General features: G+C 65.3%; 25 protein-coding genes. 9 read left to right on the top strand and 16 right to left on the bottom strand.

What is annotated here, in order from left to right:
- Position 1 precedes the first annotated feature (1 nt).
- Both CH296_RS09565 and CH296_RS09560 read right to left on the bottom strand, forming a co-directional pair.
- Positions 2 to 1,288, bottom strand: coding sequence for an MFS transporter (locus tag CH296_RS09565; RefSeq protein ID WP_094684577.1), 1,287 nt, complete (start codon positions 1,286 to 1,288; stop codon positions 2 to 4).
- Positions 1,289 to 1,312: 24 nt separating this feature from the next.
- Positions 1,313 to 2,242 carry an NAD-dependent epimerase/dehydratase family protein gene (locus CH296_RS09560; RefSeq protein ID WP_094656685.1) on the bottom strand — a complete coding sequence of 310 codons (930 nt, stop codon included), beginning with the start codon at positions 2,240 to 2,242 and terminating at the stop codon, positions 1,313 to 1,315.
- Positions 2,243 to 2,359: 117 nt separating this feature from the next.
- On the opposite strand from CH296_RS09560, the gene CH296_RS09555 reads away from it, so the two are divergent.
- Together CH296_RS09555 and CH296_RS09550 are read left to right on the top strand one after the other, a co-directional pair.
- Positions 2,360 to 3,049 carry a TetR/AcrR family transcriptional regulator gene (locus tag CH296_RS09555; protein WP_045197748.1) on the top strand — a complete coding sequence of 230 codons (690 nt, stop codon included), beginning with the start codon at positions 2,360 to 2,362 and terminating at the stop codon, positions 3,047 to 3,049.
- Between the two features lie 86 nt (positions 3,050 to 3,135).
- Positions 3,136 to 3,753, top strand: a complete 618-nt coding sequence (locus CH296_RS09550) for a YqgE/AlgH family protein (protein ID WP_032396966.1) — start codon at positions 3,136 to 3,138, stop codon at positions 3,751 to 3,753.
- Between the two features lie 64 nt (positions 3,754 to 3,817).
- Here CH296_RS09550 and CH296_RS09545 read toward each other — a convergent pair whose 3' ends face one another.
- The 4 genes from CH296_RS09545 to CH296_RS09530 are packed head-to-tail and all read right to left on the bottom strand — an operon-like array spanning position 3,818 to position 7,618.
- A complete protein-coding gene (locus tag CH296_RS09545) occupies positions 3,818 to 5,179 on the bottom strand; it encodes a glutamate decarboxylase (protein ID WP_094684576.1) in 1,362 nt (453 codons plus the stop codon).
- A 33-nt stretch (positions 5,180 to 5,212) separates the two neighbouring features.
- Positions 5,213 to 6,214 carry a bile acid:sodium symporter family protein gene (locus tag CH296_RS09540; protein ID WP_094656683.1) on the bottom strand — a complete coding sequence of 334 codons (1,002 nt, stop codon included), beginning with the start codon at positions 6,212 to 6,214 and terminating at the stop codon, positions 5,213 to 5,215.
- Positions 6,215 to 6,223: 9 nt separating this feature from the next.
- Positions 6,224 to 7,204 (bottom strand): DUF1648 domain-containing protein, encoded by a 981-nt coding sequence (locus tag CH296_RS09535; protein ID WP_094629028.1) that lies wholly within the window; start codon positions 7,202 to 7,204, stop codon positions 6,224 to 6,226.
- 9 nt (positions 7,205 to 7,213) lie between these two features.
- Positions 7,214 to 7,618 carry an SdpI family protein gene (locus tag CH296_RS09530; RefSeq protein WP_094684601.1) on the bottom strand — a complete coding sequence of 135 codons (405 nt, stop codon included), beginning with the start codon at positions 7,616 to 7,618 and terminating at the stop codon, positions 7,214 to 7,216.
- A gap of 68 nt (positions 7,619 to 7,686) precedes the next feature.
- Here CH296_RS09530 and leuS point away from each other — a divergent pair, with 68 nt between their 5' ends.
- Positions 7,687 to 10,509: a leucine--tRNA ligase gene (gene leuS, locus CH296_RS09525; RefSeq protein WP_094684575.1), complete on the top strand. Its 2,823-nt coding sequence runs from the start codon at positions 7,687 to 7,689 to the stop codon at positions 10,507 to 10,509.
- A 122-nt stretch (positions 10,510 to 10,631) separates the two neighbouring features.
- Positions 10,632 to 11,870: a lipase family protein gene (locus CH296_RS09520; protein WP_179277679.1), complete on the top strand. Its 1,239-nt coding sequence runs from the start codon at positions 10,632 to 10,634 to the stop codon at positions 11,868 to 11,870.
- 28 nt (positions 11,871 to 11,898) lie between these two features.
- Here the strand turns inward: CH296_RS09520 and CH296_RS09515 are convergent, their stop codons facing one another.
- Both CH296_RS09515 and CH296_RS09510 read right to left on the bottom strand, forming a co-directional pair.
- The gene (locus CH296_RS09515; protein ID WP_045200650.1) at positions 11,899 to 12,324 is read right to left on the bottom strand and encodes a pyridoxamine 5'-phosphate oxidase family protein; all 426 of its coding nucleotides are present in this window, start codon (positions 12,322 to 12,324) and stop codon (positions 11,899 to 11,901) included.
- Positions 12,325 to 12,389: 65 nt separating this feature from the next.
- Positions 12,390 to 13,649, bottom strand: coding sequence for a TetR/AcrR family transcriptional regulator (locus tag CH296_RS09510; RefSeq protein WP_094684573.1), 1,260 nt, complete (start codon positions 13,647 to 13,649; stop codon positions 12,390 to 12,392).
- Positions 13,650 to 14,003: 354 nt separating this feature from the next.
- Between CH296_RS09510 and CH296_RS29505 the strand changes: the two genes are divergently transcribed.
- Complete coding sequence (locus CH296_RS29505) at positions 14,004 to 14,237, top strand: LuxR C-terminal-related transcriptional regulator (protein ID WP_371828381.1); 234 nt, start codon at positions 14,004 to 14,006, stop codon at positions 14,235 to 14,237.
- Positions 14,238 to 14,309: 72 nt separating this feature from the next.
- Here the strand turns inward: CH296_RS29505 and CH296_RS09500 are convergent, their stop codons facing one another.
- The gene (locus tag CH296_RS09500) at positions 14,310 to 14,981 is read right to left on the bottom strand and encodes an SDR family oxidoreductase (RefSeq protein WP_094684572.1); all 672 of its coding nucleotides are present in this window, start codon (positions 14,979 to 14,981) and stop codon (positions 14,310 to 14,312) included.
- A 13-nt stretch (positions 14,982 to 14,994) separates the two neighbouring features.
- On the bottom strand, positions 14,995 to 15,510 hold the full coding sequence (locus CH296_RS09495) for a DinB family protein (RefSeq protein WP_032396957.1): 516 nt from the start codon (positions 15,508 to 15,510) through the stop codon (positions 14,995 to 14,997).
- A 109-nt stretch (positions 15,511 to 15,619) separates the two neighbouring features.
- Between CH296_RS09495 and CH296_RS09490 the strand changes: the two genes are divergently transcribed.
- Positions 15,620 to 16,957, top strand: coding sequence for an amylo-alpha-1,6-glucosidase (locus CH296_RS09490; protein ID WP_032396956.1), 1,338 nt, complete (start codon positions 15,620 to 15,622; stop codon positions 16,955 to 16,957).
- Between the two features lie 9 nt (positions 16,958 to 16,966).
- Here CH296_RS09490 and CH296_RS09485 read toward each other — a convergent pair whose 3' ends face one another.
- Positions 16,967 to 17,653: a thioesterase domain-containing protein gene (locus CH296_RS09485; RefSeq protein ID WP_094684600.1), complete on the bottom strand. Its 687-nt coding sequence runs from the start codon at positions 17,651 to 17,653 to the stop codon at positions 16,967 to 16,969.
- Between the two features lie 195 nt (positions 17,654 to 17,848).
- Here CH296_RS09485 and CH296_RS09480 point away from each other — a divergent pair, with 195 nt between their 5' ends.
- Positions 17,849 to 18,559 carry a glycoside hydrolase family 25 protein gene (locus CH296_RS09480; protein ID WP_094684571.1) on the top strand — a complete coding sequence of 237 codons (711 nt, stop codon included), beginning with the start codon at positions 17,849 to 17,851 and terminating at the stop codon, positions 18,557 to 18,559.
- A 31-nt stretch (positions 18,560 to 18,590) separates the two neighbouring features.
- Here CH296_RS09480 and CH296_RS09475 read toward each other — a convergent pair whose 3' ends face one another.
- On the bottom strand, positions 18,591 to 19,349 hold the full coding sequence (locus CH296_RS09475; RefSeq protein ID WP_094682442.1) for an SDR family NAD(P)-dependent oxidoreductase: 759 nt from the start codon (positions 19,347 to 19,349) through the stop codon (positions 18,591 to 18,593).
- Positions 19,350 to 19,436: 87 nt separating this feature from the next.
- On the opposite strand from CH296_RS09475, the gene CH296_RS09470 reads away from it, so the two are divergent.
- Both CH296_RS09470 and CH296_RS09465 read left to right on the top strand, forming a co-directional pair.
- Positions 19,437 to 20,033, top strand: coding sequence for a TetR family transcriptional regulator (locus CH296_RS09470; RefSeq protein ID WP_068047591.1), 597 nt, complete (start codon positions 19,437 to 19,439; stop codon positions 20,031 to 20,033).
- Between the two features lie 61 nt (positions 20,034 to 20,094).
- Entirely contained in the window at positions 20,095 to 20,829 is a 735-nt protein-coding gene (locus CH296_RS09465; protein WP_094646234.1) for an alpha/beta hydrolase, read from the top strand.
- Between the two features lie 91 nt (positions 20,830 to 20,920).
- On the opposite strand, the gene CH296_RS09460 is transcribed toward CH296_RS09465, so the two are convergent.
- From CH296_RS09460 to CH296_RS09445, 4 genes are all read right to left on the bottom strand, one after another.
- Entirely contained in the window at positions 20,921 to 22,978 is a 2,058-nt protein-coding gene (locus tag CH296_RS09460) for a PhoX family phosphatase (RefSeq protein ID WP_094684570.1), read from the bottom strand.
- Positions 22,979 to 23,058: 80 nt separating this feature from the next.
- Positions 23,059 to 23,787, bottom strand: a complete 729-nt coding sequence (locus CH296_RS09455) for an amino acid ABC transporter ATP-binding protein (RefSeq protein WP_094656675.1) — start codon at positions 23,785 to 23,787, stop codon at positions 23,059 to 23,061.
- Position 23,788: 1 nt separating this feature from the next.
- Positions 23,789 to 25,597, bottom strand: coding sequence for an ABC transporter substrate-binding protein/permease (locus CH296_RS09450; RefSeq protein WP_032396951.1), 1,809 nt, complete (start codon positions 25,595 to 25,597; stop codon positions 23,789 to 23,791).
- Between the two features lie 86 nt (positions 25,598 to 25,683).
- Positions 25,684 to 26,454: an LLM class F420-dependent oxidoreductase gene (locus CH296_RS09445; protein ID WP_179272808.1), complete on the bottom strand. Its 771-nt coding sequence runs from the start codon at positions 26,452 to 26,454 to the stop codon at positions 25,684 to 25,686.
- Between the last annotated feature and the right edge of the window lie 36 nt (positions 26,455 to 26,490).

Raw genomic sequence — 26,490 nt, 5'->3', positions numbered from 1 at the left:
GTCAGAGGCGTGCGCGCCTGGTGTCGATCACCGCTGCGGCCAGGCCGAGGGTATAGATTCCCGCCCCGACGAACACCAGCGCGTGTGCACTGGGGTCCTGGCTCAGATCGGTCGTGTCGGGGCCGACGGCGAAGGCCGCAGCGGCGAGGGCAGAGACGAATGCCACGTTGAACACGGTGTCCTGCAACGCGAAGACGCGTCCGCGGTGGGCGTCGTCGATCTCGATCTGCATGGCGGCGTCCCCGCTGAGCTTGACGGTCTGCCCGGCGATGCCCAGGAGGAAGGCTCCGATCAGCAAGCTGGTCTGTGTCAGGGCGGAGACGGCTCCGAGCTGCGCCGCGATGGCGAGCACGAGAGCGGAGGCAATCGTGCGGGTGCGCCCCAACCGGGGAACGACGAAGGGGGTTATGACGGCAGCGAGGAACATGCCGGTGGCGGTGGCACCCACCGCTATGCCGAAGCCGGCGAGTCCGCCGGGCAAGCTGCTCGCTGTCGTCTCGCGAAGAATCAACACCATGATCAGGGTGTTGATGCCGAACACGATGCGGTGTGCGCCGATGCCGATCATCGCGGTCGTGACGCCGGCCGAGCGCCAGACTGCCTGTGCGCCCGATTTCAATCCTGTCGCAACGTCTTTCACAGTACTATCGGTTCGGCTCGGGGTTCCCGGTCCCAGTGATCGGGGCCGAAACCGTGCCGCCGCGAGAGCGCCTGCGACCGAGCCGGTGGCCGCCAGACCCACGGCGATCCCCGAGCCGACATCGCCGGCACCGACGACGCCGATGACCGCGACAGCCAGGCCGGCACCCGCGGCGGCGAAACCGGAGCCGACGGTTGCAAGGACCGAGTTCATCGGCACCAGCCACGACTGCCGAACCACGTGAGGAAGCGACGCCGACGCTCCGGCGAGCACGAATCGGCTGAGCCCCACGGTGGCCAACGCCAGCAGAAGCAGTGGTGTGGAATCGACCCCACTGCACAGCAGTCCTGCCGTGGCCATGATCAGAACGATGCGAATCAAGTTGGCCCACAGCAGGACCGAGCGGCGATCCCAGCGGTCGAGCAATGCCCCGGCGAACGGTCCGACCACTGAATACGGGACGAGCAACACCGCGAATCCGGCCGCGATCTCGGCCGGGTTCGTCGCACGCTCCGGGTTGAACAGAATGGCACCGCTGAGCGCGGCCTGGAACAACCCGTCGCCGAACTGACCGGCGAACCGAACAGTGGTCAGCTTGCCGACTCCCGGGGACCGGCGCAGTCGGGTACGGAAGGACGCGTCGCTCACCGACGGGACTCTAGCCCCCGCGCGTCATACGGAGACAGCGGGAGTCGAGGCCCACCACGCCATCGTGGCGGCCGTACCGTCGACGAGTGACGTGGGCTGCTGCCCCAGGATGCTCTCGCTGCGGCTCGAGTCGAGGACATAGGGGTAACGGAACTGATACAGCGTGTCGCCGAGTTCCTTCATCGGGCCGGGCACCAGCCTCAATGCGCGCATCACCCAGGCCGGAATGACGCCGACCTTGGGTGCGGTGAGTCCAGCTGCAGCGGAGAACATCTCGATCATGGATCGCTGCGATACCGCGGGAGCTGTCGGGGCATGCAGGACGGTGTTCCACAGCGATGGCGACGCGGCGGCGGTGATCATCGCGGCTGCCAGATCCGGGACATAGGTGAACGAGTGGGGAAGATCGGCGGAGGCGACGACGCGGATCGGCTTGCCGGCCAGGATCGGCGCAATCACCCGCTCCCCCATGTGCGAGGCCAGCACGCGTGGCCCGTAGAAATCCGAGGCGGCGACGCTGACGGTGGGGGTCGCGTGCGCATCACGCGCAGCGAGGAGCTCGGTACGTACTCCCAATTTCCGGAACGTCGCGTCTCGGGGCGAGTCCTCGCGGATCGGTCCGTCGACCCGGCCGTATGCGTAGAGACTTTCGGGGAACGCGACGACGGTGCCCGCGGCCGCGTCGAGCACCCGCTTTTCCATCGCTTCGAGCTTGTCCCGCCACACCTTGTCCTCGTAGGCGACGTGGGTGCAGTGGTAGATCGCGGTGGCACCGCTCAGATGGGGTCGAAGATCGTCGGATTCGATGTCGACGGCGCGGCGTTCGATCATCGGATGATCCGGTCCGCTACCCGACCGGGTGAGGACGCGCACCGAGTGGCCCTGTGCAGCAAGTTGTTCGGCGACGGTCCAGCCGACGGGCCCGGCTCCGGTGACGACGTGTAGTTCGGTCATGACTGCTCCAATTCGGTAAACGAGAGCGGTGCTCTCTGATGTAACGAGTGTGCACCCGTGGCCGCAATAAAGCAAGAGCAGTGCTCTCCAAAAAGAGCGGCAGTTACTGTGAGAGCCATGGCGAGCACCCCCCGCACCCGAGCCCGTGCGCAGACCTTGGCCGACATCACGCGGATCGGACGCGAGCACCTGGCCGCCGACGGTGCCGCGGCCCTGTCGCTGCGGGCAGTCGCCCGGGACCTCGGCGTCGTGTCCTCCGCCGTCTACCGGTACGTCGCCAGCCGTGACGAGCTGCTGACCCTGCTCGTCGTCGACGGATACACCGAGCTCGGGGACGCTGTCGACGCGGCGGTGGACGCGGTGGACAGTCCCAGGGAGAAGTTCCTCGCGCTCGGCCGGACGGTTCGACAGTGGGGACTGCGGGAGCCGGCACGCTACGCGTTGCTGTTCGGCAGCCCGGTGCCCGGCTATCACGCGCCCGCGGAGCAGACCACCGGGCCGGGCACGCGCGTGATCACCACGTTGGTGGCCGTCCTCCACTCGGCGTGGCAGACACGTCGACCGGACGTCGAGGCCGATCCGCCCGAGCTGGCGTCACTGCACGGAAGCTTCGAGGACATCCGTGCGCAGATGGAGACGGATCTGCCCGACGGGCTGATCGCACTGGGAGTCATGGTGTGGGCGTCGCTGTTCGGGGCCATCAGCTTCGATGTGTTCGATCAGTACGGTGCCACGACGTTCGCCAACAGGGACGACTTGTTCGAGTATCAGTTGGGACTTCTCACCGAGATCGCCGGGCTCCGGTAGGGCCGAGGCGGGAGTGGAGCCCGCGGAACGACCCATGGAAACTGGCCGCGGTGCTTGCGCCACATCGGCGGGTGCGCGGTGCCACAATGGCTAGCGTGGCATCGCATGCGGAGGAACCCGAGGACCAGACGACATCGGCCTTGCGCGATGTCCGCCCAGGCAGCCTGTTGGTGTCGTCCATCGAACTGGTGGAGCCCACGTTTCGGCGCACCGTCATCTACATCATCGAACACAACGATGCGGGCAGCCTCGGTGTCGTGATCAACCGTCCCAGCGACACCGCGGTGCAGAACGTGCTGCCCAACTGGTCCGAGCTGGCCGCCAAGCCGCAGGCGCTGTACGTCGGTGGCCCGGTCAAGCGCGATTCGGCGCTGTGCCTGGCGACGCTGCGGACCGGCGTGTCGCTCGACGGTGTTGCCGGTCTACGACGCGTCGACGGCCGAGTGGTGATGGTCGATCTCGATTCCGATCCTGCCGATATCGCCCCACTGGTCGAAGGTGTCCGCATCTTCGCCGGGTACTCGGGGTGGACGTTCGGCCAGCTCGAAGGTGAACTGGACCGGGAAGACTGGATGGTGTTGTCTGCCTTGCCATCCGATGTGATCGGTCCACCACGCATCGACCTGTGGGCCCATGTGTTGCGTCGGCAGCCGATGCCGTTGGCGCTGCTGGCATCCCATCCGATCGACGTCGACCGGAACTGAGTGCTACGCAGTGGCGCGGTCAGGTGCCACCCAGGGCACTCAACCGCACCACTGCCGCAGGCACTCAGTGAGAGAAGGCCCTCGCGTTCGAGTGCCCGCCTGATTTCAGTCCGTCGATCACTTCGTCGATGGCGCTGCACAGCATTCTGCCCAGATCCGCGCTGAAACCCTCTCGGACAACGACTCTGAGAACTGCGACGTCGGTGGCGTCGTCGGGCATCGTGTATGCCGGCACCTGCCATCCACGGGCGCGTAGTTCGTGGGAGACGTCGAAGACCGTGAAGTCGCAGTGATCCTTCAGCATGAACGACAGCACCGGGATCGCAGATCCGTCGGTGACGACCTCGACGTCGGGATGTTCGTCGAGATGCCTGCTCACACGAACGGCCGTGTCGCGCAGTGCTTTCATGATGTCGGTGTATCCGGATCTGCCGAGTCGCAGGAAGTTGTAGTACTGCCCGATCACCTGATTACCCGGCCTGGAGAAATTCAGGGTGAAGGTGGGCATGTCTCCGCCGAGATAGTTGACCCGGAACACGAGGTCCTCGGGAAGATCTTCCTTGGTGCGCCAGACTGCGAATCCGATTCCCGGATAGGTCAATCCGTACTTGTGGCCGCTGGCATTGATCGACTTGACCCGCGGCAGCCGGAAGTCCCATTCGAGATCCGGGTCGAGAAACGGAACGACGAAGCCGCCGCTGGCCGCATCGACATGGACCGGGACGTCCGGGCCTCCGCTCGACGCGATCCTGTCCAGTTCCGCGCAGATCTCCTGCACCGGTTCGAGTTCTCCGGTGAACGTGGTGCCGAGAATCGCGACGATGCCGATGGTGTTCTCGTCCACTGCATCCCGAACCTGCTCGGGGGTGATGACGTAGCGTCCACGTTCGACGGGCAGATACTTGGGCTCGACGTCGAAGTAGCGGCAGAACTTCTCCCACACCACCTGAACGTTGCTGCCCAACACCAGATTCGGCGCGGCCGTTCCGGTGCCCTTGGCTCGCCAGCGCCACTTGAGTGCCAACCCGGCCAGCATCACGGCCTCACTGGACCCGATGGTCGACACGCCGGTGGCCGACGACGGGTCCTTTCGGTCGAGTCCGGGCGCGTGGAACAGATCGGCGACGATGTTGACGCAGCGCTCTTCGATGGCCGCGGTGGACGGGTATTCGTCCTTGTCGATCATGTTCTTGTCGAACGTCTCCGCCATGAGCTTCTCGGCCTGCGGATCCATCCACGTGGTGACGAACGTCGCCAGATTCAGGCGCGAGCTGCCGTCGAGCATCAGTTCGTCGTGGATGTAGCGGTATGCGGCTTCCGGATCGAGTTGGTCCTCGGGAAGTCGCAGTGCGGGTACGGGATTGGTGGCGAGGCGGCCGGTGTAGGCGGCAGAGACGACGCCGTCGGTGTGCAGTTTCCTGGTCATCGTCTTCTCCCGAGTTCTCGACTGGTACTCAATCTAGTCCGCGACGCGGGCCACGGGGCCCAGTTCCGATTCCGGCCGTCGCGCGAAATGCTGCGCGATCACGGTGCACACCATCAGCTGGATCTGGTGGAAGATCAACAGCGGCAGCACGATCAGTCCGACGGGTTGGCCGACGAACAGCACCGCCGCCATCGGTAGCCCGCTGGCCAGACTCTTCTTGGATCCGCAGAACAGCAGCACCAATCGATCCTCGAACGTGAAGCCCAACCACTTGCCTCCGTACCAGGTGATCGTGAGCACCAGGGCGAGCAACGCGGCGCACACGGCGACGACGACGCCGATGCGCCACACCGCCACCGACGACCACACGTTCTGGTTCATCGATTCGCTGAAGGCGGCGAAGACCACCAGCAGGATCGAACCCCGGTCGACGAGTTTCGTCGGCGCGCTGTGTCGGGTGAGCCATCCGGTCACCCAGGGCCGGATCAGCTGACCGACGGCGAACGGAAGCAGCAGTTGCAGAGCGATATCGAGTACCGAGCCGGGGTCGATGGTCACGGAACCCGTGGTGGTCATCAGGGCGATCACCAGCAGTGGGGTGACGAACACGCCGATGATGTTGGAGAACGATGCACTCACGACAGCTCCGGCGACGTTGCCGCGTGCGATGGAGGTGAAGGCGATCGAGGACTGCACGGTCGAGGGGACCAGACACAGAAACAGGATTCCGGTGTAGAGGTCGTCACTGATCACCCCGGGGACGAGAATCCGCAGCGCAAGCCCGAGCGCGGGGAACAGCAGATACGTGCACGCCAGGATCACCGAGTGCAGCCGCCAGTGTTTGACACCGTCCCAGGCGTCACGCGGCGAGAGCCGCGCTCCGTAGATGAGGAACAGCAGTGCGATGGCGATGCGCGTGATCCAGCCGAGGACGTCCTCCGCCGTGCCGGTGGCAGGGAAGAGGCTTGCCAGCGCGGCGACCGCGAAGATGCCCAGCAGGAAGGGATCCAGCACGGTATCCCGCAACAACTTCACTCGGCTAACTTAATCCATCGTGGTGCTGCGGGTCCGATCGGTGAGGGTGTTGAGGGTTCCCGCGATGATCGCCGCGTCGGCAGACCCGATGGTGAGCCGGTCCCCGTTCGCGAACGTGACGAAGGCCGCGGGCCCGGCTTCGGTGGCGACGGCGTAGTTGCCGCGTCCCTTGGCCCGTAGACCCCAACCACCGAACTCCTTCGACGGGTCCACCGTCCGAACGGACGAGCCGGTGATCTCGTCGATGTCGTAGTCGAACGCGGCCATTCCCAGACTCGATACGTACAGGCCGTCGCTGTCGACGTGCACGGTGAAGCGCAGCAGGGACAGGATGAGAATGGTCAGCGGGGCGAACAGGAAGATCGGCCACAGCGAGCTGGACAGGTAGCACGTCAGAGCAGCGCCTGCCAGAGATACCGCCGCGACGGTCGTGCCGGCGACTCGACTGGCACCGACATGGACGACCAGGGGCAATTCGGGATTGCACCGCGGCAGATCGGAGTGCGGCGGCGAGGTGGCGAGAACGCGCTCGCGGTGGTCGCGCAGCCGCGATGCGCCGAACAGTCCGGCCGCGAAGCCGGCGACGGTTCCCACCGCCATGGCCCAACCGGGGATGGTGACGCTCTGCGCGGTCGCCATATCCAGTTCACGGACGAGGGTCGCGATCTGCAGAACACCGATGGTCCCGACGACGGTCAGCCCGATGATCAGCATCGTGCGACGCATGATCAGCAGCACCCGAGCCAATGATGCGACGGCACTGCACCCGCCGCCCACCAGCACGATCACGACCGCGAGGGTCCAGGCGTTGGAGAGCGGGTCGGCGAAGTCGTCGGGTTCGGTGCCGCTGAAGTGCGTGGCGACCTGCTCCGGCAGACGGTCCTGCCACAGGTACGCGAGGACGAGACCGAGAGCAGCGACGACCAGAGGTCCGAGAACACCGAAGACGACCCCGGCGGGATCGAACGTGCGGGCAGCCCTCGATTTCATCTGCTCGGCTCAGCTCGGCTGGCAGGCGTCCTTGAGGCTGCACGAGATGCACGAGCTTCCGCATCCGTCCGCCTCGGCGGGTGGCGGAACGGCCGCTGCTGCGCGGGCCCCGATGGTCCCGCCGGCTGCGGCGATGAACAGCGCGGCCACGAGGGCAACGACGACGCCGACGATAGCGGCGATGCCGCTCAGTGCGAGAGCGGCTACGGCGCCGATGGCCAGTACCAGAGCCGATGCGGCGGTGGTGGGACCTGCGACGCGGTTGGCGAGGGTGAACGTCTCGTCGTCACGCATGGCCTCGGCGGTGCGGACACCCGCGAAACGGTTGCGTGGCAGCCGGCCCAGCAGTGACGCGACAGCGACAGCGCCGACGACGAGGGCGAGCACGAACAACACAACCGAGACGATGACCACCTGGCCAGGATACGGCGCAGCGAGGTCCTGGTACCAGGCGGGCCGCGTCACACTTTAGGCTGGTAGGTGTGACCGATTCCGTTGAAGCACCCACCGAGTCCGCCCCCGAGTACCGCTACACAGCCGAACTCGCCGGGCACATCGAGGAGCAGTGGCAGGACCTGTGGGAGACGCAGGGCACTTTCGACGCGCCCAATCCGGTCGGAAGCCTCGCCGGAGACGTCCCGAAGGACAAACTCTTCGTCCAGGACATGTTCCCGTACCCCTCGGGCAGTGGGCTGCATGTCGGTCACCCCCTCGGCTACATCGCCACCGACGTCTTCGCGCGCTATCACCGCATGCAGGGCCGCAACGTATTGCACGCGCTGGGTTACGACGCATTCGGTCTGCCGGCCGAGCAGTACGCCGTGCAGACGGGCACGCACCCGCGCAGCACCACCGAGGACAACATCACCAACATGCGACGCCAACTGCGTCGGCTGGGTCTCGGGCACGATCGCCGACGGTCCCTGGCGACGACGGACGTCGACTTCTACCACTGGACGCAGTGGATCTTCCTGCAGATCTTCAATGCCTGGTTCGACGTCGATCAGAACAAGGCGCGTCCGATCTCCGAGCTGGAGGCGACCTTCGCCTCGGGCGAGCGGACCCTCGACGACGGCCGCTCCTGGGAGTCGCTGACCGTCGGTGAACGCCGCGAGGTGATCGACGGCTTCCGTCTGGTGTACGAGTCCAACTCGATGGTCAACTGGTGCCCCGGTCTGGGTACGGTGCTCGCCAACGAGGAGGTCACCGCCGACGGACGCAGCGATCGTGGAAACTTCCCGGTGTTCCGAAAGAACCTGCGGCAGTGGATGATGCGGATCACCGCGTACTCGGACCGCTTGGTCGACGACCTCGAGTACCTGGATTGGCCCGAGAAGGTCAAGACCATGCAGCGCAACTGGATCGGGCGCTCCCGCGGTGCGCAGGTCTCCTTCTCGAACATCGAGGTGTTCACCACTCGACCGGACACGCTGTTCGGTGCCACCTACGTGGTGCTCGCCCCCGAGCACGAACTGGTCGACGCGTTGGTTGCTCCCGAGTGGCCGTCGGACGTCTCCGGCAAGTGGACCGGCGGAGCCGCAACCCCCGCGGAAGCCGTTGCCGCATACCGCGCGTCGATCGCCGCCAAGTCCGATCTGGAGCGGCAGGAGAACAAGGAGAAGACCGGCGTCTTCATCGGTGCCTACGTGAAGAACCCGGTCAACGGTGAGCAGGTGCCGGTGTTCATCGCCGACTACGTGCTGACCGGCTACGGCACCGGCGCGATCATGGCCGTCCCCGGACACGACGCACGCGACTGGGAGTTCGCCACCGCGTTCGATCTGCCTGTGCGCGAGGTCATCTCGGGCGGAGACGTCACCGAGGCCGCATACGTCGGCGACGGTGAGCTGGTGAACTCCGACTTCCTCGACGGCCTGCCGGTGGACGAGGCCAAGGCCGCCGTCATCACGCGACTGGAAGCCGACGGCACCGGCCGCGGCACCATTCAGTACAAGCTGCGCGACTGGCTGTTCGCTCGCCAGCGTTACTGGGGCGAGCCCTTCCCGATCGTCTGGGACGCAGAGGGCAACCCGCACGGGCTGCCGGATTCTGCTCTGCCGGTAGAACTTCCGGAGGTCGAGAACTACGCACCGGTCTCGTTCGATCCCGACGACGCGGGCTCCGAGCCGTCCCCGCCCCTGGCCAAGGCCTCCGAGTGGGTCAACGTCGAACTGGATCTGGGTGACGGGCTGCAGACCTACACCCGCGACACCAACGTGATGCCGCAGTGGGCCGGCAGCTCCTGGTACCAGCTGCGCTACATCGACCCCACCAACTCCGAGGCCTTCGCCGACCCGGAGAACGAGAAGTACTGGGTTGGACCGCGTCCGGAGATCCACGGACCCCACGATCCCGGCGGAGTCGATCTCTACGTCGGTGGCGTCGAGCATGCGGTGCTGCACCTGCTGTACTCGCGCTTCTGGCACAAGGTGCTGTTCGATCTGGGCCACGTCAGCTCGAGCGAGCCGTACCGCCGCCTCTACAACCAGGGCTACATCCAGGCCTACGCTTTCACCGACGCTCGCGGCGTCTACGTGCCCGCGGCCGAGGTGATCGAGCGCGACGGTGGCTACTTCCACCAGGACCAGCCCGTCAACCGTGAGTACGGAAAGATGGGTAAGTCGCTGAAGAACTCGGTCTCCCCCGACGAGATCTTCGCCGAGTACGGTGCCGACACCCTGCGCTTCTACGAGATGTCGATGGGACCGCTGGACACCTCGCGGCCGTGGGCGACCAAGGATGTCGTCGGCGCGCAGCGCTTCCTGCAGCGGGTGTGGCGACTGGTGCTCGACGAGGTGACCGGCGAGGTCCGCGTCACCGACGCCAAGCCGACCGAGGACACGTTGCGGGTACTCAACCGCGTCATCGACGGTGTGCACGCGGATTACGCTGCGCTGCGCGACAATACGGCGGGCGCCAAGCTGATCGAGCTGACCAACCACATCACCAAGGCGTACCCCGACGGTGCCCCGCGTGGGGTGGTGGAGCCGCTGATCCTGATGCTCGCTCCGCTGGCACCGCACCTGTCCGAGGAACTGTGGAGCAAGCTCGGTCACGAGAAGTCGTTGGCGCACGGGCCTTTCCCGCGCGTGGAGAAGAAGTGGCTCGTCGCCGATACCGTCGACTACCCCATCCAGGTCAACGGCAAGGTCCGCAGCCGCATCACCGTCCCCGCCGATGCGACGAAGGACGACGTCGAGAAGACTGCGCTCGCCGACGAGAAAATCGTGGCCCTGCTCGACGGCAAGGCCCCGACCAAGGTCATCGTGATCCCGGGTCGAATGGTGAACATCGTCCTGAAGTAACCCAGCCTCCGCCGAACTCGAAGTCATGGATGAAAATCTGGCGATTTCCGTCCATGACTTCGAGTTCGCGGGGGTTTAATTGTTCCATGTCACTGGCTGGTAGAGGCTTTGCAATGAGGCTGATGGCCTCGGTCGTTCTACTCCTCGGTTCCGCATCATTCGTCAGTGTCCCTGTGGCACAAGCAGATCCGGGTCCCGGCTCACCGATTCCCGCCGACGATCCGTTCTACGAGTGGGACGGCGGTCTGGACGTCTCCCCGGGAACGGTCCTTCGGTCGAGGCCCATGACGTTCCGTACCCCCAGCCAGCCGACGCCGATCACGGGTAGCCAGGTTCTGTACCGAACCACCGACCAGCAGGGTGACGGCGTCGTCACGGTCGCAACTGTGCTGCGGCCCTTGGTTCCCGGGCCGACGCGGATCGTCTCGTACCACATGGCCTACGACGCGCTCGGCTCTCAGTGCAATCCCTCGTACACGCTCAGCGGCGGGTCGACGAGTCCCATTGCCGGCGCGGAACAGGCAGTCATTGCCGGCTACCTCGCAGCCGGCTACACCGTCGTCGTACCGGATTACGAGGGTGAGGAGCTCGAGTGGACGATCGGGCGGCAGTCGGGCTACGCAGCGCTGGACGGCGTTCGTGCGGCCCAGTCCTTTCTGGGGCTTCCGTCGAGCACGCCCGTCGGCATGGTCGGGTACTCCGGTGGATCCGTGCCGACGCAGTGGGGTGCCGAAATCGCTCCCGAGTACGCCCCCGAGCTGAACCTCGTCGGTGCGGCTGCCGGCGGGCTGCCGGTCGACCTGGCTCACAACCTGCCGTACGTCAGCGGAAACAAGCAGTGGGCGGGTGTCATCCCGGCACTGGTGGTCGCCTACGAACGTGCATACGGCCTCGACCTGAACAGTTTCATCTCCGACTACGGCCTCGAGGTCATCGATCAGGTCGATCAGGAGTGCATCGCGCAGTTCGCCGACGACTATCCGACGCTCACCGACGCGTCGATGGTCAAGGCCCCGTACACCTCACTGCTGGACGTACCCGAGGTCGTGGCGGCGATCGACGACAACATCATGGGCAGTCAGGGCACTCCGCGAACGCCGATGTTCCTCGCTGTCGGGCACGCCGATCCGATCGGCGACACGATCATGATCACCGGCGACGTGCAGGGGCTGGCGTACGCATACTGCGGGCGGGGCGTCGATGTGCAGTACGCACAGTACGACGGCTTGACGCACAGTGATGCGTTCCCGGTGTTCGAGGCGCAGAGCCTGCAGTTCTTGACCGAGCGATTCGCCGGTGGGCCGACGCACAGCAACTGTGCGACCGTCCCGCCCGGCAACGCCCTGACACCGACCACCTGATTCGGGAAGGCGCTACCGGCGCGCTACCTCAGATCGCGCCCAGATCGGCCGACAGCCAATGCTCCGGCTGCAGGTAGAACACCACGTTCTCTTCGTGCTCGCTGTCGGCCATTTCGAGATAGCCGTCGACCTTCTCCGGCGGTAGGTAGCGCGCAGCCATGGCGCGTAGTAGCTCCGGCGTACTCGGCTCTTCCCGCGCAACCGGTCCCTCGACGGACACGTATTTGATGGTCGGATTCGTCTGCTCGATCATGAGCGTGAAACGCTGTGCAGCCCGGATCGATTCGGCTTTCCTGGACGTCTTGCCGGTGAGAACCCAGGCCTGGCCACCAGGTGTGTAGTCGTACCAGATGGGGACGGTCAACGGACCACGATCCGGGCCCGCGGAGACGGACAGCGCGGCGACGTGAGACTCGGCCAGAAATTCTTCGCGTTCTGCCTTCGACAGTGCCATGACACAACCGTAGGACTTTCGCAGACCGAGTTCCAGACCTGGACGCACCCTCGGGCCGGGTGATGTCAGGGCGTCCTGGTCGAGACGCCCGGCATCAGTACTCGCAGCACACCGGCGACGACGTCCGACGCCGTTTCGGTGGGACGCGTCAGGCATCGGAAGAGAACGTTGTTGGTCAGCATGATCGCCACCTCGGGTGCGGGTGCCTCGTCGCTGAACACACCGGTTTCGCGTCCGCGTTCGAGGATGGGGACGACGGCAGCGGGGAGGTAGAGGTTCTCGATCACGGTCGTGATCGTGCTCGGATGCTGGAACTGCTCGAAGCTCAGGGCGAGGAGCATCCCCGAGCTCATCGCCCGGTTGTCGATCACGAAGTCCCCCAGCGAGATCAGGGTTCGTTGCAGTGCGACTGCGGGCTCGATTCCGAGGCGTTCGTCGGCGCGGCGCAATCGTAGGACGCGATCGAACTCGGGTTTCAGTGCGGCGACGATGATGTCGACCTTGCTGGGAAACAGGCGGCGAAGATCCTCGACCCGGATCTTCGCCGCTGCGGCGATGTCGGCGAGCGTGACCAGGAAGTAGCCGTTGTCGAGGAAGAGCGTTTCCGTAGCCGCAATGACGTCGGCCTCCAGATCCGGGCGAAGGGAAGCGGCACCCTCGAGCGCATCGACGGGGTCGGGTTCGGGTGCAATTCGATCGGAGTGCACCGGGTCGATGGCCCACCGCAGGATCGAGGTGACTGCGTCGGATACCTCGTCCGTGGCAACCGAACCGGGCGTGAGCATCTCACGGAGCGCGTAGCCGTCGAGGAGTGCGCCCAGGGCAGTGGACAGGGACGTCAAGGACAACGGCCGACGCACGGACCCACCCTGGGCTTGGATCGCCTGACCGACCACTGTGCGGAGGTCTGCATCGAGCCGTTCGAATTCCGGGGTGACTGCCTTGCGGGCTCCGTCGTGGTCGGCTGCGAACAGGACGGCGATGAGTCGGCGCCGCATCAATCCCGACGTCAGGTCGTCGAACAGGGCCGACACCGGCGCAGCCGCGTCGCGCCATCCCGTCGGCGGGTCGGTGGGTGAGACGGTTCCGCTGTAATTCACGGTCAGGTTGTCCAGCAGATCCGCGACGAACGCCTCTTTGCCGCCGGAGCCACCGCTGCGTGAGTTGCCTGGGTAGGCGTTGTGGAAGGTCTGATGGGACAGACCGGCACCGTCCACGACGGCCGCGATGGAGAGCGATCGCGCCAGATCGGTGGTATCGAGTTCGTCCAGAAGCCGGTAGCCGGTCCGAAGGAACTGCTCGCGCGGGGTCGGCCTGGTGTTCAACGACTACCGCCTCTACAGACTGCACAGCTCCGGAATGGACCTCGAACCATAGCAATCCGAGTGTGTCGCCCGCATGGTTTACAACCAACTACACGTGGGGTTAGTTGGAACACTCTGATGGAGACCTGAGTCGAATTGGTTTGTGTTGCAGGGGATTCACGCGCCGTGATCAGATGCACACGGGCCGAGAGTTCGTGTGACGGCCGATATCGCAAGGAGGCACACATGGTGGTGATCGGTCATCGACCCCCCACACAGCCGCGAGCTCTGGCACCACTCGGCACCAGGCAGCCCCTGACACGTTCCACGCACCCTCCGGTGCGAGTGCAGAGGACACCGCCGCAGGCGGTGCCGGTGTACGCATCTCCCGGATTGACCGAGCGTGAGGTCACCGTCCTGAAGGCTTGGCTGGACTGCGACTCCAAAGTCGACGTCGGGGCCCGTCTTCACATCGCACTGGGAACCGTCAACACGCACCTGACGCGAATCCGCGACAAGTACTCCCGCGTGGGTAGAGCGGCTCCGACGAAGGCTGCACTGGTCGCCCGGGCACTGCAGGACGGCATCGTGACGCTCGACGACCTCTGAACGCGATCGGAGATTCCATCCCCTCCTACGAGGCCGGAGTGGAGCCTGCGCAACGGCCGAGGGCACTTCTGCTCACCTGGTGCGCAGCACCAACTCCGTGGGGTGAGCATCGGCGGGGGTATCGATGGCGTTGCGCACCGCGAGGGCAACGGTGCTGGGCTGCAGGAATTTCGAGCCGTCGTACTCCCCACCCTCGTGTGCGACGATCTCGCGCTGCATCTCGGTGTCGATACGTCCGGGATGAACCGAGGTCACACGAAGCGTCGGCTCCTCCTGTCGCAGTGCATCACCGAATGCGCGCAACGCGAACTTGCTCGCCGCGTAGCCGCCCCACCCCGGGTTCGCGCGAATGCCGGCACCCGAATTGATCAGCACCACATGGCCGTTGGCCTTCCGCAGCGCCGGTAGGAGCAGCCGAGTCAGCTCGACGACGGCGATGACGTTCACCTCGTACTGCCGACGCCAATCATCGGCCGTCGACTCCTCGACCGTCCCCAGTGCTGCGACTCCGGCGTTGTGCACCAACACGTCGAGAGAATCGATGCCCGACGCGGCTGCGGCCACCGCGTCGGGATCGGTCAGTTCCACCGGCCACGGGGTGGCTCCCGACAGTTCCGACGAGACGGCCTCGAGAGACTCGGCCGATCGTCCGCCGAGCAGGACGTGGTGATCCGGGGCGAGCAATCGGGCGATGTGGGCCCCGAGGCCACGGCTTGCCCCGGTCACCAGCGCAGTACGAGTCATGAAGCCAGACTATCTAGAAGCTCATCCCCGCCTCGGATGCCCAGGTCCGGGTGGTGTTCGCTCCGTCGAGTTCCTCGCGAATGATGTCCGCGTGCCCTGCATGCTGCGAGATTTCGCGCAGGATGTGCAGCACCGTGAATCGTGCGCTCTGCCAGATGCGTTCGGGTGCCCAGGGTGCCGTCGGGACCGGGACGGACAGATTCAGATCCAACGTCGCCAAGGCATCGGTGGTGGAGCGCGCCACCTCTTCCCACTCGGTGATGAGCCCTGCGACAGTCTCGTCGTCCGCCATGACGTATTCGCCGCCGGCGGACTCCATGTCGAACTCGGCCGTGTCGTCGAGTTCGGCGATCACCTTCATCCAGTGCCGTTCGTTGCTGATCACGTGATGCAGCAGTCCGCCGAGGGTGAGTTCGCTGGCGGTCGTGCGGGTACGCGCCTGCTCGTCGCTGATGCCGCGCACGGTGATGAGAAAGTTCGCGCGCTGTTCGTCGAGCATTCTGGTGATGTCGGTGTTCTCGGTGGTCATCGTTTCCTCCTGGATGGGCTGGTGAATCCCACACTAGAAACAATCGAGGACATATTCGGTCCTCGATTTCAAACGAGCGGAATCACGCGCGCGGACGCAAACTGTCTGCATGGGCGATCGAGGTTTCACTTCCACGCAGTTGGCGGCGCGCGCGGCATATCTGCTCAGGGGCAACGACCTGGGCACCATGACCAGCGCGGCCCCGCGACTGTATCCGCACATGTGGAGCTGGGATGCGGCGTTCGTCTCGGTCGGGCTGGCTCCGCTGAGCGTGGAGCGGGCCGTGGTGGAGATGGACACCTTGCTCTCCGCGCAGTGGAAGAACGGGATGATCCCGCACATCGTCTTCGCCAACGGTGTCGACGGCTACTTCCCCGGTCCTGCGCGGTGGGCGACCGGCACGCTCGCGTCGCACGCACCGATGAGCCCGCAGACCTCGGGGATCACCCAACCGCCGGTGCACGCGATCGCGGTGCAGCGCATCCTCGATCATTCCAAGCGCCACGGACGTACGACGCGTGCCGTCGCCGAGGAGTTCCTCGACCGCCGCTGGGGTGATCTGGTGCGGTGGCATCGCTGGCTTGCTCAGGCCCGCGATGTCGACGACAACGGACGGATCGCGGTCTTCCACGGCTGGGAGTCGGGGATGGACAATTCGCCTCGTTGGGATTCGGCCTATGCGAATGTGGTTCCCGGAGAGATGGATCCGTATTTCCGAGAGGACAAGGCGGTGATCTCCGACGCCTCCCAGCGGCCGAGCAATCTCGAGTACGACCGCTACATCTGGCTGGTGGAGGAGATGAAGCAGGTCGGGTACGACGACGATGCATTGAAGACGAAGATGAGCTTCGCCGTCGAGGACGTGTTCGTCAGCGCCATCTTCGCAGTGGCATGCGATGTGCTCGCGACCATCGGCGAGGACCATTCACGTCCCCACTCCGATGTTCGGGAGTTGCGGTCGTGGGCGGAGAAGTTCCGCAAGGGAGTCATCGCGACGACGGATGCGCGCTCCGGTGGGGCCCGTGACTTCGATCTGCGAACGGGCCAGTGGATCGGTACCGAGACGATCGCGATGTTCGCCCCGTTGCTGTGCGGCGGACTGCCCCGCGAACAGGAACGAAACTTGATCCGCATCTTCGAGGGCACGCGGTTCTGCGGACATCCGGATCTGCGCTATGCCGTTCCACCGTCCACGTCCCCGGTGTCGAAGGATTTCCGTGCCCGTGAGTACTGGCGCGGACCGGTGTGGCCGGTGATGACGTGGCTGTTCTCGTGGGCGTTCGCGCGTCGTGGGTGGTCGGAGCGGTCACTGTCGTTGCGAGACGAAGGGTTGCGCCAGGCCAGCGACGGCAGCTTCGCCGAGTACTACGAGCCGTTCACGGGCAAGCCGCTCGGCAGCATGCAGCAATCCTGGACGGCCGCGGCCGTGCTGGACTGGCTGGGGTAGCGAGCAGGGTCAGTCGAGGTAGCTCTCGACGAGAGGGCCGACGACTTCGAACGAGGTGGCGTCGGGCACGAGGTACTTGGCGACGGTGCCGCAGACGAAGGGATGCCACGCGGAACCGGAGTCGGTGCCCAGGGACGAGACGGCCAGGATGTCGCCGAAGTAGATGCCGGGCAGGTGGCGCTGGACGAGTTCGTCGTTGTGCGACGCGACGGCGAGCAGTTCCTCGACATGGCTGCGATCGATCTCGTCGCCCATGGCTCCGAGGAGATCTGCGCCCTCGGCGCGGGCCAGCACAGGGTCGCTGTCCAGCAGCGTCAGTGCGCCGACGCTGATGCCCCGGTTCTGCAGCTCGACGGCGATGGCGTGGGCGAGAACTCCACCGAACGACATGCCCAGAAGGTGGACGGCGCCGTCGGTCTGGATGCGAGCGATGTCGTCGGCGTACTGCGCCGCCAGTGCTGCGAAGGATTCGGCGCGCTCACCGGACGCGGGTACCTGGACGCCGTAGATGGGGCGGTCGTCGTCGACGTGAGCTGCCAGACCCACGTAGCAGTCGACCAGACCCACCAGGGGATGGATGCAGAACACAGGGTCGAGGTGTCCGGTGCTTCGGATCGGCGCGATGGTCGGCACCGCGTAGTCGGACGGGTCGAGTTCCGTGAGAGCCAGATGCGAGAGATCGTTCACGACAGTCATGGGTGCGCCTCCGAGCCAAGAGATGTAGTTCGTGTTTCCATTGGGTTTGTTCGTGCCGACTCTGGGTATGTCGCTGTCGGCAGCGTGAGTGTTACCCACGTCTCATTAGTGACGACTCAACCACGTCTGTGAACAGAGTGCATTAGTGACTGTTCACCATTGAGTGCCCAGGTCCGGGCCCCTAATCTCACCCGAGTGGTCTTCTCCCGCACGTTGCGTGCCCTGTTCGGATTGTTCTCGGTCGGTGTCATCGCCTGTGCTGCGCCAGGGATAGCGTCCGCCGTTCCGCAGGGACCGGACGTCTCGTCGTGGCAACACATCGACGGCACCTCGATCGATTGGCACGCCGTCAAGGCTGCAGGCCACGGATTCGCGATGGTCAAGGCCACCGAAGGGCTGGATTACGTCAACCCGTATTTCGTCGAGGATTCCATCGTCATGCGTACGGCGAACGTGGCGCGCGGGGCGTACCACTACGCCGATGTGACGCTCTCGCCAGAGTTGCAGGGCGCGTACTACTCGGCGCTGGTGCTGGGCATCAACGGACCTGGCGATCTGCCGCCCGTGCTCGACCTCGAAGATGCGAAGGGCCGGTCGCCAGCCGAGGTGATCGACTGGACGCACCGGTACCTCGACACGGTCCAGACGCTGACCGGCCGTCAGCCGATCATCTACACCTATCCGAACTTCTGGCGGACGGCGATGGCCGACACCCACGAGTTCAACAACTATCCGCTGTGGATCGCCGACTACGACGACGAGCTGGGGCCGCTGCCTGGCGGCTGGACCGACTGGTTGTTCTGGCAGTTCACCGACCGCGGCACGATTCCCGGAATCGACGGGCGAACCGACATCAATCACTACTCGGGCACACCGGAATCACTGCGAGTACTCGCTCGCTGGTGACGTTCCTGAAACTGCACGGCTGCGCACTCCGTCACCAGGGCACGCGCGTACCGTCCCACGACCACAGGGCTCCCGTGGGGCCGTCGTCGGCGAGGAGGGCGAGACGGACCACTCCCGTAGCCGCCTCGGCCGGGTCTCCGCCCGCCGACATGCCCGCGACGAGGTTGGTGTGGCGCAGCCCGGGTGCCAGGGCGTTGACCTTGACCTTCTCGCCGAGGGTCTGAGCGGTCAGCAGCGTGACGGCGTTGACGGCTGTCTTCGAGCTTCGGTAGGCCACGCCGCCGCCCTTCACTCGTTCCCAGTCGAACTGTGGGTTCGGGCTGCTGTTCCAGGTCAGGGATCCGGCTCCGCTGGACACGTTGACGATGCGTGGGTGCGCGGACCTGTGCAACGCAGGGAGAAATCCCTGAGTGACGGAGATGAGACCGAAGACGTTGGTCTCGTACGCAGTACGCAACTGCTCGAGCGTGGTGCCGACGACGTCGTCGTTGCCTGGGTTCACCCCGGCGTTGTTCACGAGTATGTCCAGTTCGCCGACCTGCTGCACGGCTGCGGCGACCGAAGACGGGTCCGTGACATCGAGCTGCACGACGCGCGCGCCCGAGCCCAGTTCTGCGGCTGCGCGTTGCCCCTTGTCGAGATCCCGCGCTCCGATCCATACGTTCACGCCGAGAGCCAGTAGCTGCCGCGCCGTCTCGAGACCGATGCCACTGTTCCCTCCCGTCACCAGAGCCACCGAGTTCGGCGCGGGCGATCGGATTTCTGCGGGAAGACTGTCGACGACGTTCATGTTTACTCTCCAACTCCAACGATGTAGTTGGAATGCTACCTCTCGAGCGCGGGGAAATTCCAACTCAGAAGTTGGTAATCTCGGCGGATGGCCTGGGACACGGACGGGACACGGCGTCGACTCCGCGATGCCGCGCTGGTGGAATTCGCAGCTCACGGGTTCGAGGGCACGACCGTCGCATCCATCGCAACTCGATCAGGCGTCAACAAGGAGAGGCTCTACAGCTACTTCGGCGACAAGAAGGCTCTCTGGGACCTCGTCCTGGCAACCGAGTTGGAGCGCCTTGCGACCGGCGTCGAACTCACAGGGGTCGACTTGGACGACATCGGCGAATTCGCCGGAGCGACGTTCGACTATCACGCATCTCATCCCGAACTGGGCCGCCTGCTGCAGTGGGAGGGTCTCCAGCCTGGCCCGCCGGCTCACGCGGAGGTGCGCACGACGCACTACCGAGAGAAGGTGGCGCGTTTCGCCGACGCCCAGCGACACGGCCTCATCGATTCGGAGATCGATCCTGCGCACTTGGTGTTCACGCTGATCGCGCTGGCCGCCTGGTGGCAGACCGTCCCGCAGCTCGCCGAAATGATCACCGGTGCTGGACCCAACGACCAGCAGGCACGGGCGGCACGTCGACGCTTTGTCGTGGAGGCAGCGAGGCGAATCGCCGCACAACCCGGGTCGTGAGGTGAAGCGTGACGCCTGGGCACTCGACCGATTCCAGCGCACCATCGATGGAGGTAAGTGAATGGAACCGCAGCCGTTCGTACTCGCAACGCCCGACGTACTACGCGAACGTCGAGAATCGTTCGACGTATATCGGGCACCCGACACGGCACCCGGCGAAGACGCTCCTCGGCCCGCTGTTGTCTTCGTCCACGGTGGTCCGCGTCCGCCGGGCGTCGAATGGCGACCCCGAGATCAACCGGTTTTCGTGGGATACGGATCCATCGCTGCGGCAGCAGGTGTCGTCGGTGTCGTACTCGAACATCACATGTCCTCGCTGGCCGAGTGTGCTGCGGCTGCCGATGAGATCGCCATCGGAGTCGACCAGGTTCGACAACTCCCCGGAGTGGATCCCAATCGAGTTGCGCTGTGGTTCTTTTCCGGGAGCGGGCTGCTCGCTGCCGACTGGTTGAAACACCCTCCGGCGTGGTTGACCTGTCTCGCATTGACATACCCGGTGCTGCAGACCCTCCCTGAATGGGGGGTCGAGCCGCGATTCGATTCCACTCTCGCCGTATCGGATTCGGGAGCACTGCCGATTCTGCTCACACGTGTGGGCCGCGATCGCCCCGAATTCGTCTCGGGGGTGAACGCTTTCGTCGAGGCTGCCCACGCTACGAACCTAGACATCATCGACGTACCCGACGGACAACACGGATTCGACATGCTCGATCACACCGGCGAATCGCGTGATGCCGTCAGCCGTGCGATGGCCTGGGTCGTCGCACGGCTGATGACAGATACGGCTGCCGACTGAGCGCCCCCGAGGACGCCTGACACAACCGAAGCGCCCGCAGTCGACTGTCTTCGACCACGGGCGCGTTCCGATCGATGCGAAACAGCTACGGCTACGCCGACTTCCACACTGCGACGACGGAGGGCCGCGGCTGGGTGTCGCCGCCGTCGGGCCAATGCGAGATCGGTGCGTCGGCGGTGGCGTCGTCGCTTTCGCCCGGGTGCTGCACGCACACCACGACCCGCTCGTCGGAGACGATGGGACCACAGGTCTCGCCGCCCGCGGGAACCGTCAGGAACTGACGAGTCTCACCACGACGTGGGCCGTCGAGCACCACGGCGAACAGGCCGTCGTTGGAGTCGAGAGCGTTGCCGTCGGTGGAGACCCACAGGTTGCCCTTCGAGTCGAAGGCGAGGTTGTCGGGGCACGAGATGGGGCTGACCTGACTCTTGTCGAAGCCGCCGAAGTACGTGTCGGCCTCGTTCGGGTCACCGCACACCAGCAGCAGGTTCCAGGTGAACGACGTGCCCGCGTGGTCGTCGTCGAGCTCGAGCACCTGGCCGTTCTTGTTGGCGTTGCGGGGGTTGGCCTCGTCGGCCGCGGCCTTGCCCTCGGTGCCTCGGTTGGTGTTGTTGGTCAGCGCGACGTAGACCTTGCCGGTCACCGGGTTGGGCTCGAAGTCCTCCGGACGGTCCATCTTGGTTGCGCCCACCTTGTCGCCCGCCTGGCGGGTGAACACCGCGACCTCCTCGGCCGACATGCCGTCGACGAGTGACGTGCCGCGGCCGTCCTCGCCGGTCTCGAGCAGAGGGATCCACGTTCCGGTGCCGCGGAACTCGCCGTTGGCGGGCAGGGTGCCCGAGCCGTCGATCTCGTCGGGAGTGTCGCCGGTGAGGTTCGCGACGTACAGCGTGCCCGCGTCCAGCAGCGTCAGGTTGTTGCGCATCGCGGCCGCGCCGGTGCCGGGCATCATCGTGCGGCTCGAGACGAACTTGTACATGTAGTCGAAGCGCTCGTCGTCACCGCTGTAGGCGACGACGGTGCCGTCGTCGGTGACGTGGATGGTGGCGGCCTCGTGCTTGAAGCGTCCCAGCGCGGTGTGCTTGATCGGAGCCGATTGCGGATCCCACGGGTTGACCTCGACGATGTACCCGAATCGGTTGGCCTCGTTGGGCTCCTGAGCGAGATCGAAGCGCTTGTCGAAGGTTTCCCACTTGCGATCGCTGGCGGCGCCCTCGATGCCGTAGCGGGCGAGGCGATCGGCGGCGACGGTCTCGGTGACCGACTCCGCGTTGCCGAAGTACTGGTTGAAGTTCTCCTCACCGGAGAGCACCGTGCCCCACGGCGTCAGACCGCCCGAGCAGTTGTTGAACGTGCCGAGCACGCGGGTACCCGTCGGGTCGGCGCTGGTCTTGAGGAAGTCACTGCCCGCGGCCGGGCCGGTGACGACGAACTCCGTCGTCCCGGTGATGCGACGGTTGTATCGGCCCATCGTCGGCGTCAGCTTGCCCGAATCAGCCTCGCCCTGAACCTGAACCACCGTCAGGCCGTGTGCGGCGAGTGCAATGTCGAACTGCTCGCGCGTCGGCTTCTCCGCGTCGTAGCCCTTGAACATCGCCGGCTCGGTGGTGTACTCGTGATTGACCGCCAGCAGGAACGCGTTCGGTGTGCCCTCCACCGGAAGCAGACCGGCGAAGTCGTTGTTGAAGCCGAACTGCATCGCCTGCGCAGCAGCGGTCTGGTTGTCGAAGTCGAACGCGGGAGCGCCCTCGACGACCGGATCGCCCCAGCGGATCACGACAGCCTGCTCGTGGCCCTCGGGTATCACGACGGCATCCTCGGTGTTCGGTTCCACCGCAACGAAATCCACGCCGTCGACCGCCGGGGTGTCGGCACCCGACGCGCTGGAGGTTCCGCTTCCGGTGGCGGCGGGCTCGTCGGTCGAGCACGCGGCGAGAGCGCTACCGGCGCCGACGGCGAGCACCGCCATGGCACCGCCCTTGATCACTCCGCGCCGCGACATCGCGGTCTTGACGATGTCGCCGAAGTATTCACCCTTCGAGGTGTTGGGAACCTCGTGGAAACACGCATCGCCGCACTTGTATTTGCACGTCAATGCCGATCGCTTGGAGCTTCCGTCGTGAACCGCGAACAAGGGTAGTGGCTTCATGAGTGGGCACGCTGTCACCCAAAAGCGAAAGTAAAGGAACGTTCAGGTGAAGTCGCGGACAACGAGGTTGCCCTAACGTGCTACAGCACCTGCGACAGAAACGCTTTCAGTCGATCGGTGTGCGGATCGTCGAACAACTGCTCCGGCGTTCCGGTTTCGACGGCGCTGCCGTGATCCATGAACAGCACCCTGTTGGACACCGATCGCGCGAAGCCCATCTCGTGGGTCACCACCACCATCGTCATGCCGCCCTTCGCGAGGTCTGCCATCAGCGCCAGCACGCCCTTGACCAACTCGGGGTCGAGAGCGGAGGTGGCCTCGTCGAAGAACATCACCTCCGGCTTCATGGCCAGTGCTCGCGCGATGGCGACGCGCTGCTGCTGTCCGCCGGAGAGATTGCCCGGACGCGAATCCGCCTTGTTGGCCAGGCCGACCAACTCGAGCTGATCCATCGCGGCCGCGCGAGCAGCCTCCTTGGACAGGCCGAGCAGCTTCTGCGGGCCGAGCGCGATGTTGTCGGCAACGCTCTTGTGCGGGAACAGGTTGAACTGCTGGAACACCATGCCGATACGTTGACGCAACTGGTCGGGGTTGTCGTTCAGCACCGACTTGCCGTCGAGCAGGATGTCGCCCTGTTCGGGTTCGTGCAGTCGATTGAGAGCACGCAGCAGCGTCGACTTGCCCGAGCCCGACGGGCCGATGACCGTGGTGGTCGTGCCGGCCGGGACGTCGATGCTCACCCCTCGAAGCACCTTGTTGGTGCCGAAGGACAGGTGGATGTCCTTGCCTACGAGCGAAACAGAAGTCATGTCAGCCTCTTTCCACGACGACGGCCTGCTCGACCGGGTCCAGCGTCTGCTCGGCCTTGCCGGTGCGCAGTCGCTTGTCGATGTAGTTCACGAGATGGGTGAGCGGCACGGTCAGCACCAGGTAGAACAATCCGGCCGCGACGAGCGGGGACAGATTTCCGGTCTGTGCGTTGAGATCTCGACCGACCGCGAACAGCTCACGTTGGGTGGCGAGCAGTCCGAGGAAGTAGATCAGCGACGAGTCCTTGATCAGCGAGATGAACTGGTTCATCAGCGCCGGCAGGACGCGTCGGACACCCTGCGGGACGACCACCAGGTTCATCGAACGACGACGGCTGAATCCGAGTGCCCGGGCTGCTTCCATCTGCCCGGCTTCGACGCTCTGGATGCCGGATCGGAAGATCTCGCCGATGTACGCGGCGGCGAGCAGCGAGAGGGCGGCAGCGCCGAGCCAGTACGGATTGCCGCCGGTCACACCTTGCACCACCGGTCCGATGCCCAGTCCGATGATCAGAATGATGACCACGGCGGGCAGTCCGCGGAAGATGTCGGTGTAGACGCGGGCGGGCCAGCGCAACCAGCGCGTGCGGGAGAGGCCGGCCAGAGCCAGCAACATGCCCAGGACCGTACCGATGATGCCCGACGCCAACGCCAGAATCAGCGTGTTGGGCAGGCCCACCTTGAACAGGTCGGGGATGGCGGACTTGTACAGCGACCAGTCGAAGAACGTGTCGCCCAACTGCGCCAGCGTCGACTTCGGCTGGACCGCAACCGCTTCGGGAGCGTTCGCGTCGTTCTGCGCGGCGATGGCGGCGAAGTCGGGTAGCTCCGGCTCCGGTGCTGCCTTGCTGCCGGGCTTGAAGCCGTCGGGCAGCTCGCGAGGAACCCAGTCGGAGTAGAGCGTGGCCCAGGTGCCGTCGGCGATCACCGCGTCGAGCCCGGAGTTCAGCGCATCGATCAGTGGTTGATTGTCACGGGCGACGGCCCAGCCGACGAAGTTGTTCAGCGAGAACGTGTTCTGTGTGATCGCGGTGCCGTCCTCGGGCTTGACCAAGCCCTCGGCCTGCTGCGACGGGGCCACCCAGGCGTCGATCTGACCGGTCCGCAGGTTCGCGTAGGCGGTGTTGTAGTCCGGGAACTTCACCGGATCGAGGCCGAGCGTGTTCACCACGTAGTCGTCCTGCACGGTGCCCTGCACCACGCCGATCCTGGTGCTCGCGTTCAGGTCCTCGAAGCGGCTGATCGGACCGCCGGTCCGAGCGACGAGGGAGAAGTAGCCGAAGTCGTATCCGTTGGTGAATCCGACGGTGTTGCGTCGCTCGTCCGTCGTCGTGATCGAGGACGACCCGACGTCGAAGCGGCGGCCCGCAACCTGGGCGAGCAGGCCCGAGAACTCGGTGCCCGAGAAGTTGATCTGCAGCCCGAGCTTGTCCGCGACGGCCTTCAGCAGTTCGTTGTCGTAGCCGGTGTACTGGCCGGCCGAGTCGAGGCAGATGCTCGGCGGGGCGTCGGAGAGAGTGCCGACGGTCAACACTCCCGGCGTCGCCAATCCCAGGGCGTTCGTGTCGATGCGGTCCAGCGGGGTGACGTTGTCCGTCGTGTATCTGTCCTCTGTCGCGGCCGCTGCGGCAGCGTCGAAGTTCGTCGGCGTGGACGACGCACTGTCGACTCCGGGAGGGGCGCACAGGTCGGTGGGACCTGCGGCCGCCTGATCATCGGAGTTCGAGGTTCCACACGCGGCGAGCGTGAGGGCCATCAACAGTCCGAGAACGAGAACCACGAGCGCGCGTGAAGCGCGTACGGCAACCATGGACAAAACCCTAAGCGGACCAGGGCCCACTCACCCAAACGGCCGACGCGCAAGGGTTTCGCTCAACGAACTGCCGTGACGTGTGACTACCGGTGCGCGTCCCGCCACGCGATGGCTTCGCCCAGTTCCGTGAGGTCGTATTCGGGGCCTCCGGTACCCACGGTGAACAGGGTGGCTCCGGCATCGACGAAGTCCTGGGCGGTGTCCGCGCCCGGCCACGAGACCGATCGAGTGATGCCCGAGACGTCGCGTCCGACGGTGGTGCCATGCTCGGCGAGGATCTCGGACTTGCGCTTCAACGCCTCGAGGTCGGCGAAGCTGTGCCAGATGTGCGCGTACTCGGCGACCATCTTCAGGGTCTTCTTCTCACCGCCACCGCCGATGAGAATCGGGATGTCGCGGGTGGGAGCCGGGTTTCCGACGTCGAGTCGGTGTCGGATTCTGGCCAGGCTCTCCTTCAGCAAGGCCAGACGCGAACCGGCCGTGCCGAATTCGTAGCCGAAGTTGTCGTAGTCCTTCTCGTTCCACCCAGCGCCGATGCCGAGAATCAGCCGGCCGCCGCTGATGTGGTCGACGGTGCGCGCCATGTCGGCCAACAGGTCCGGATTGCGGTAGCCGCCGCCGGTGACGAGCGCGCCGATCTCGACGTTCGACGTCTGCTCGGCCCAGGCACCGAGCATCGTCCAGCACTCGAAGTGCGCGCCGTCGAGGTCGCCGTACAGCGGATAGAAGTGATCCCAGTTGAAGACGATGTCGACGCCCGCATCCTCCGATCGCAACACCGCGTCGCGGATCAACTGATAGTCGGGAGCGTGCTGGGGCTGAAGCTGAACACCGATCTTGACGGCCATGTACATCTCCTCGTCGTGTGGGCTGCGTCTCCCATGATGCAC

It is taken from the genome of Rhodococcus sp. 14-2496-1d, from assembly GCF_002259365.1.
Classification (GTDB): Bacteria; Actinomycetota; Actinomycetes; order Mycobacteriales; family Mycobacteriaceae; genus Rhodococcoides.
This window is presented reverse-complemented; position numbering and strand designations above follow the sequence as displayed.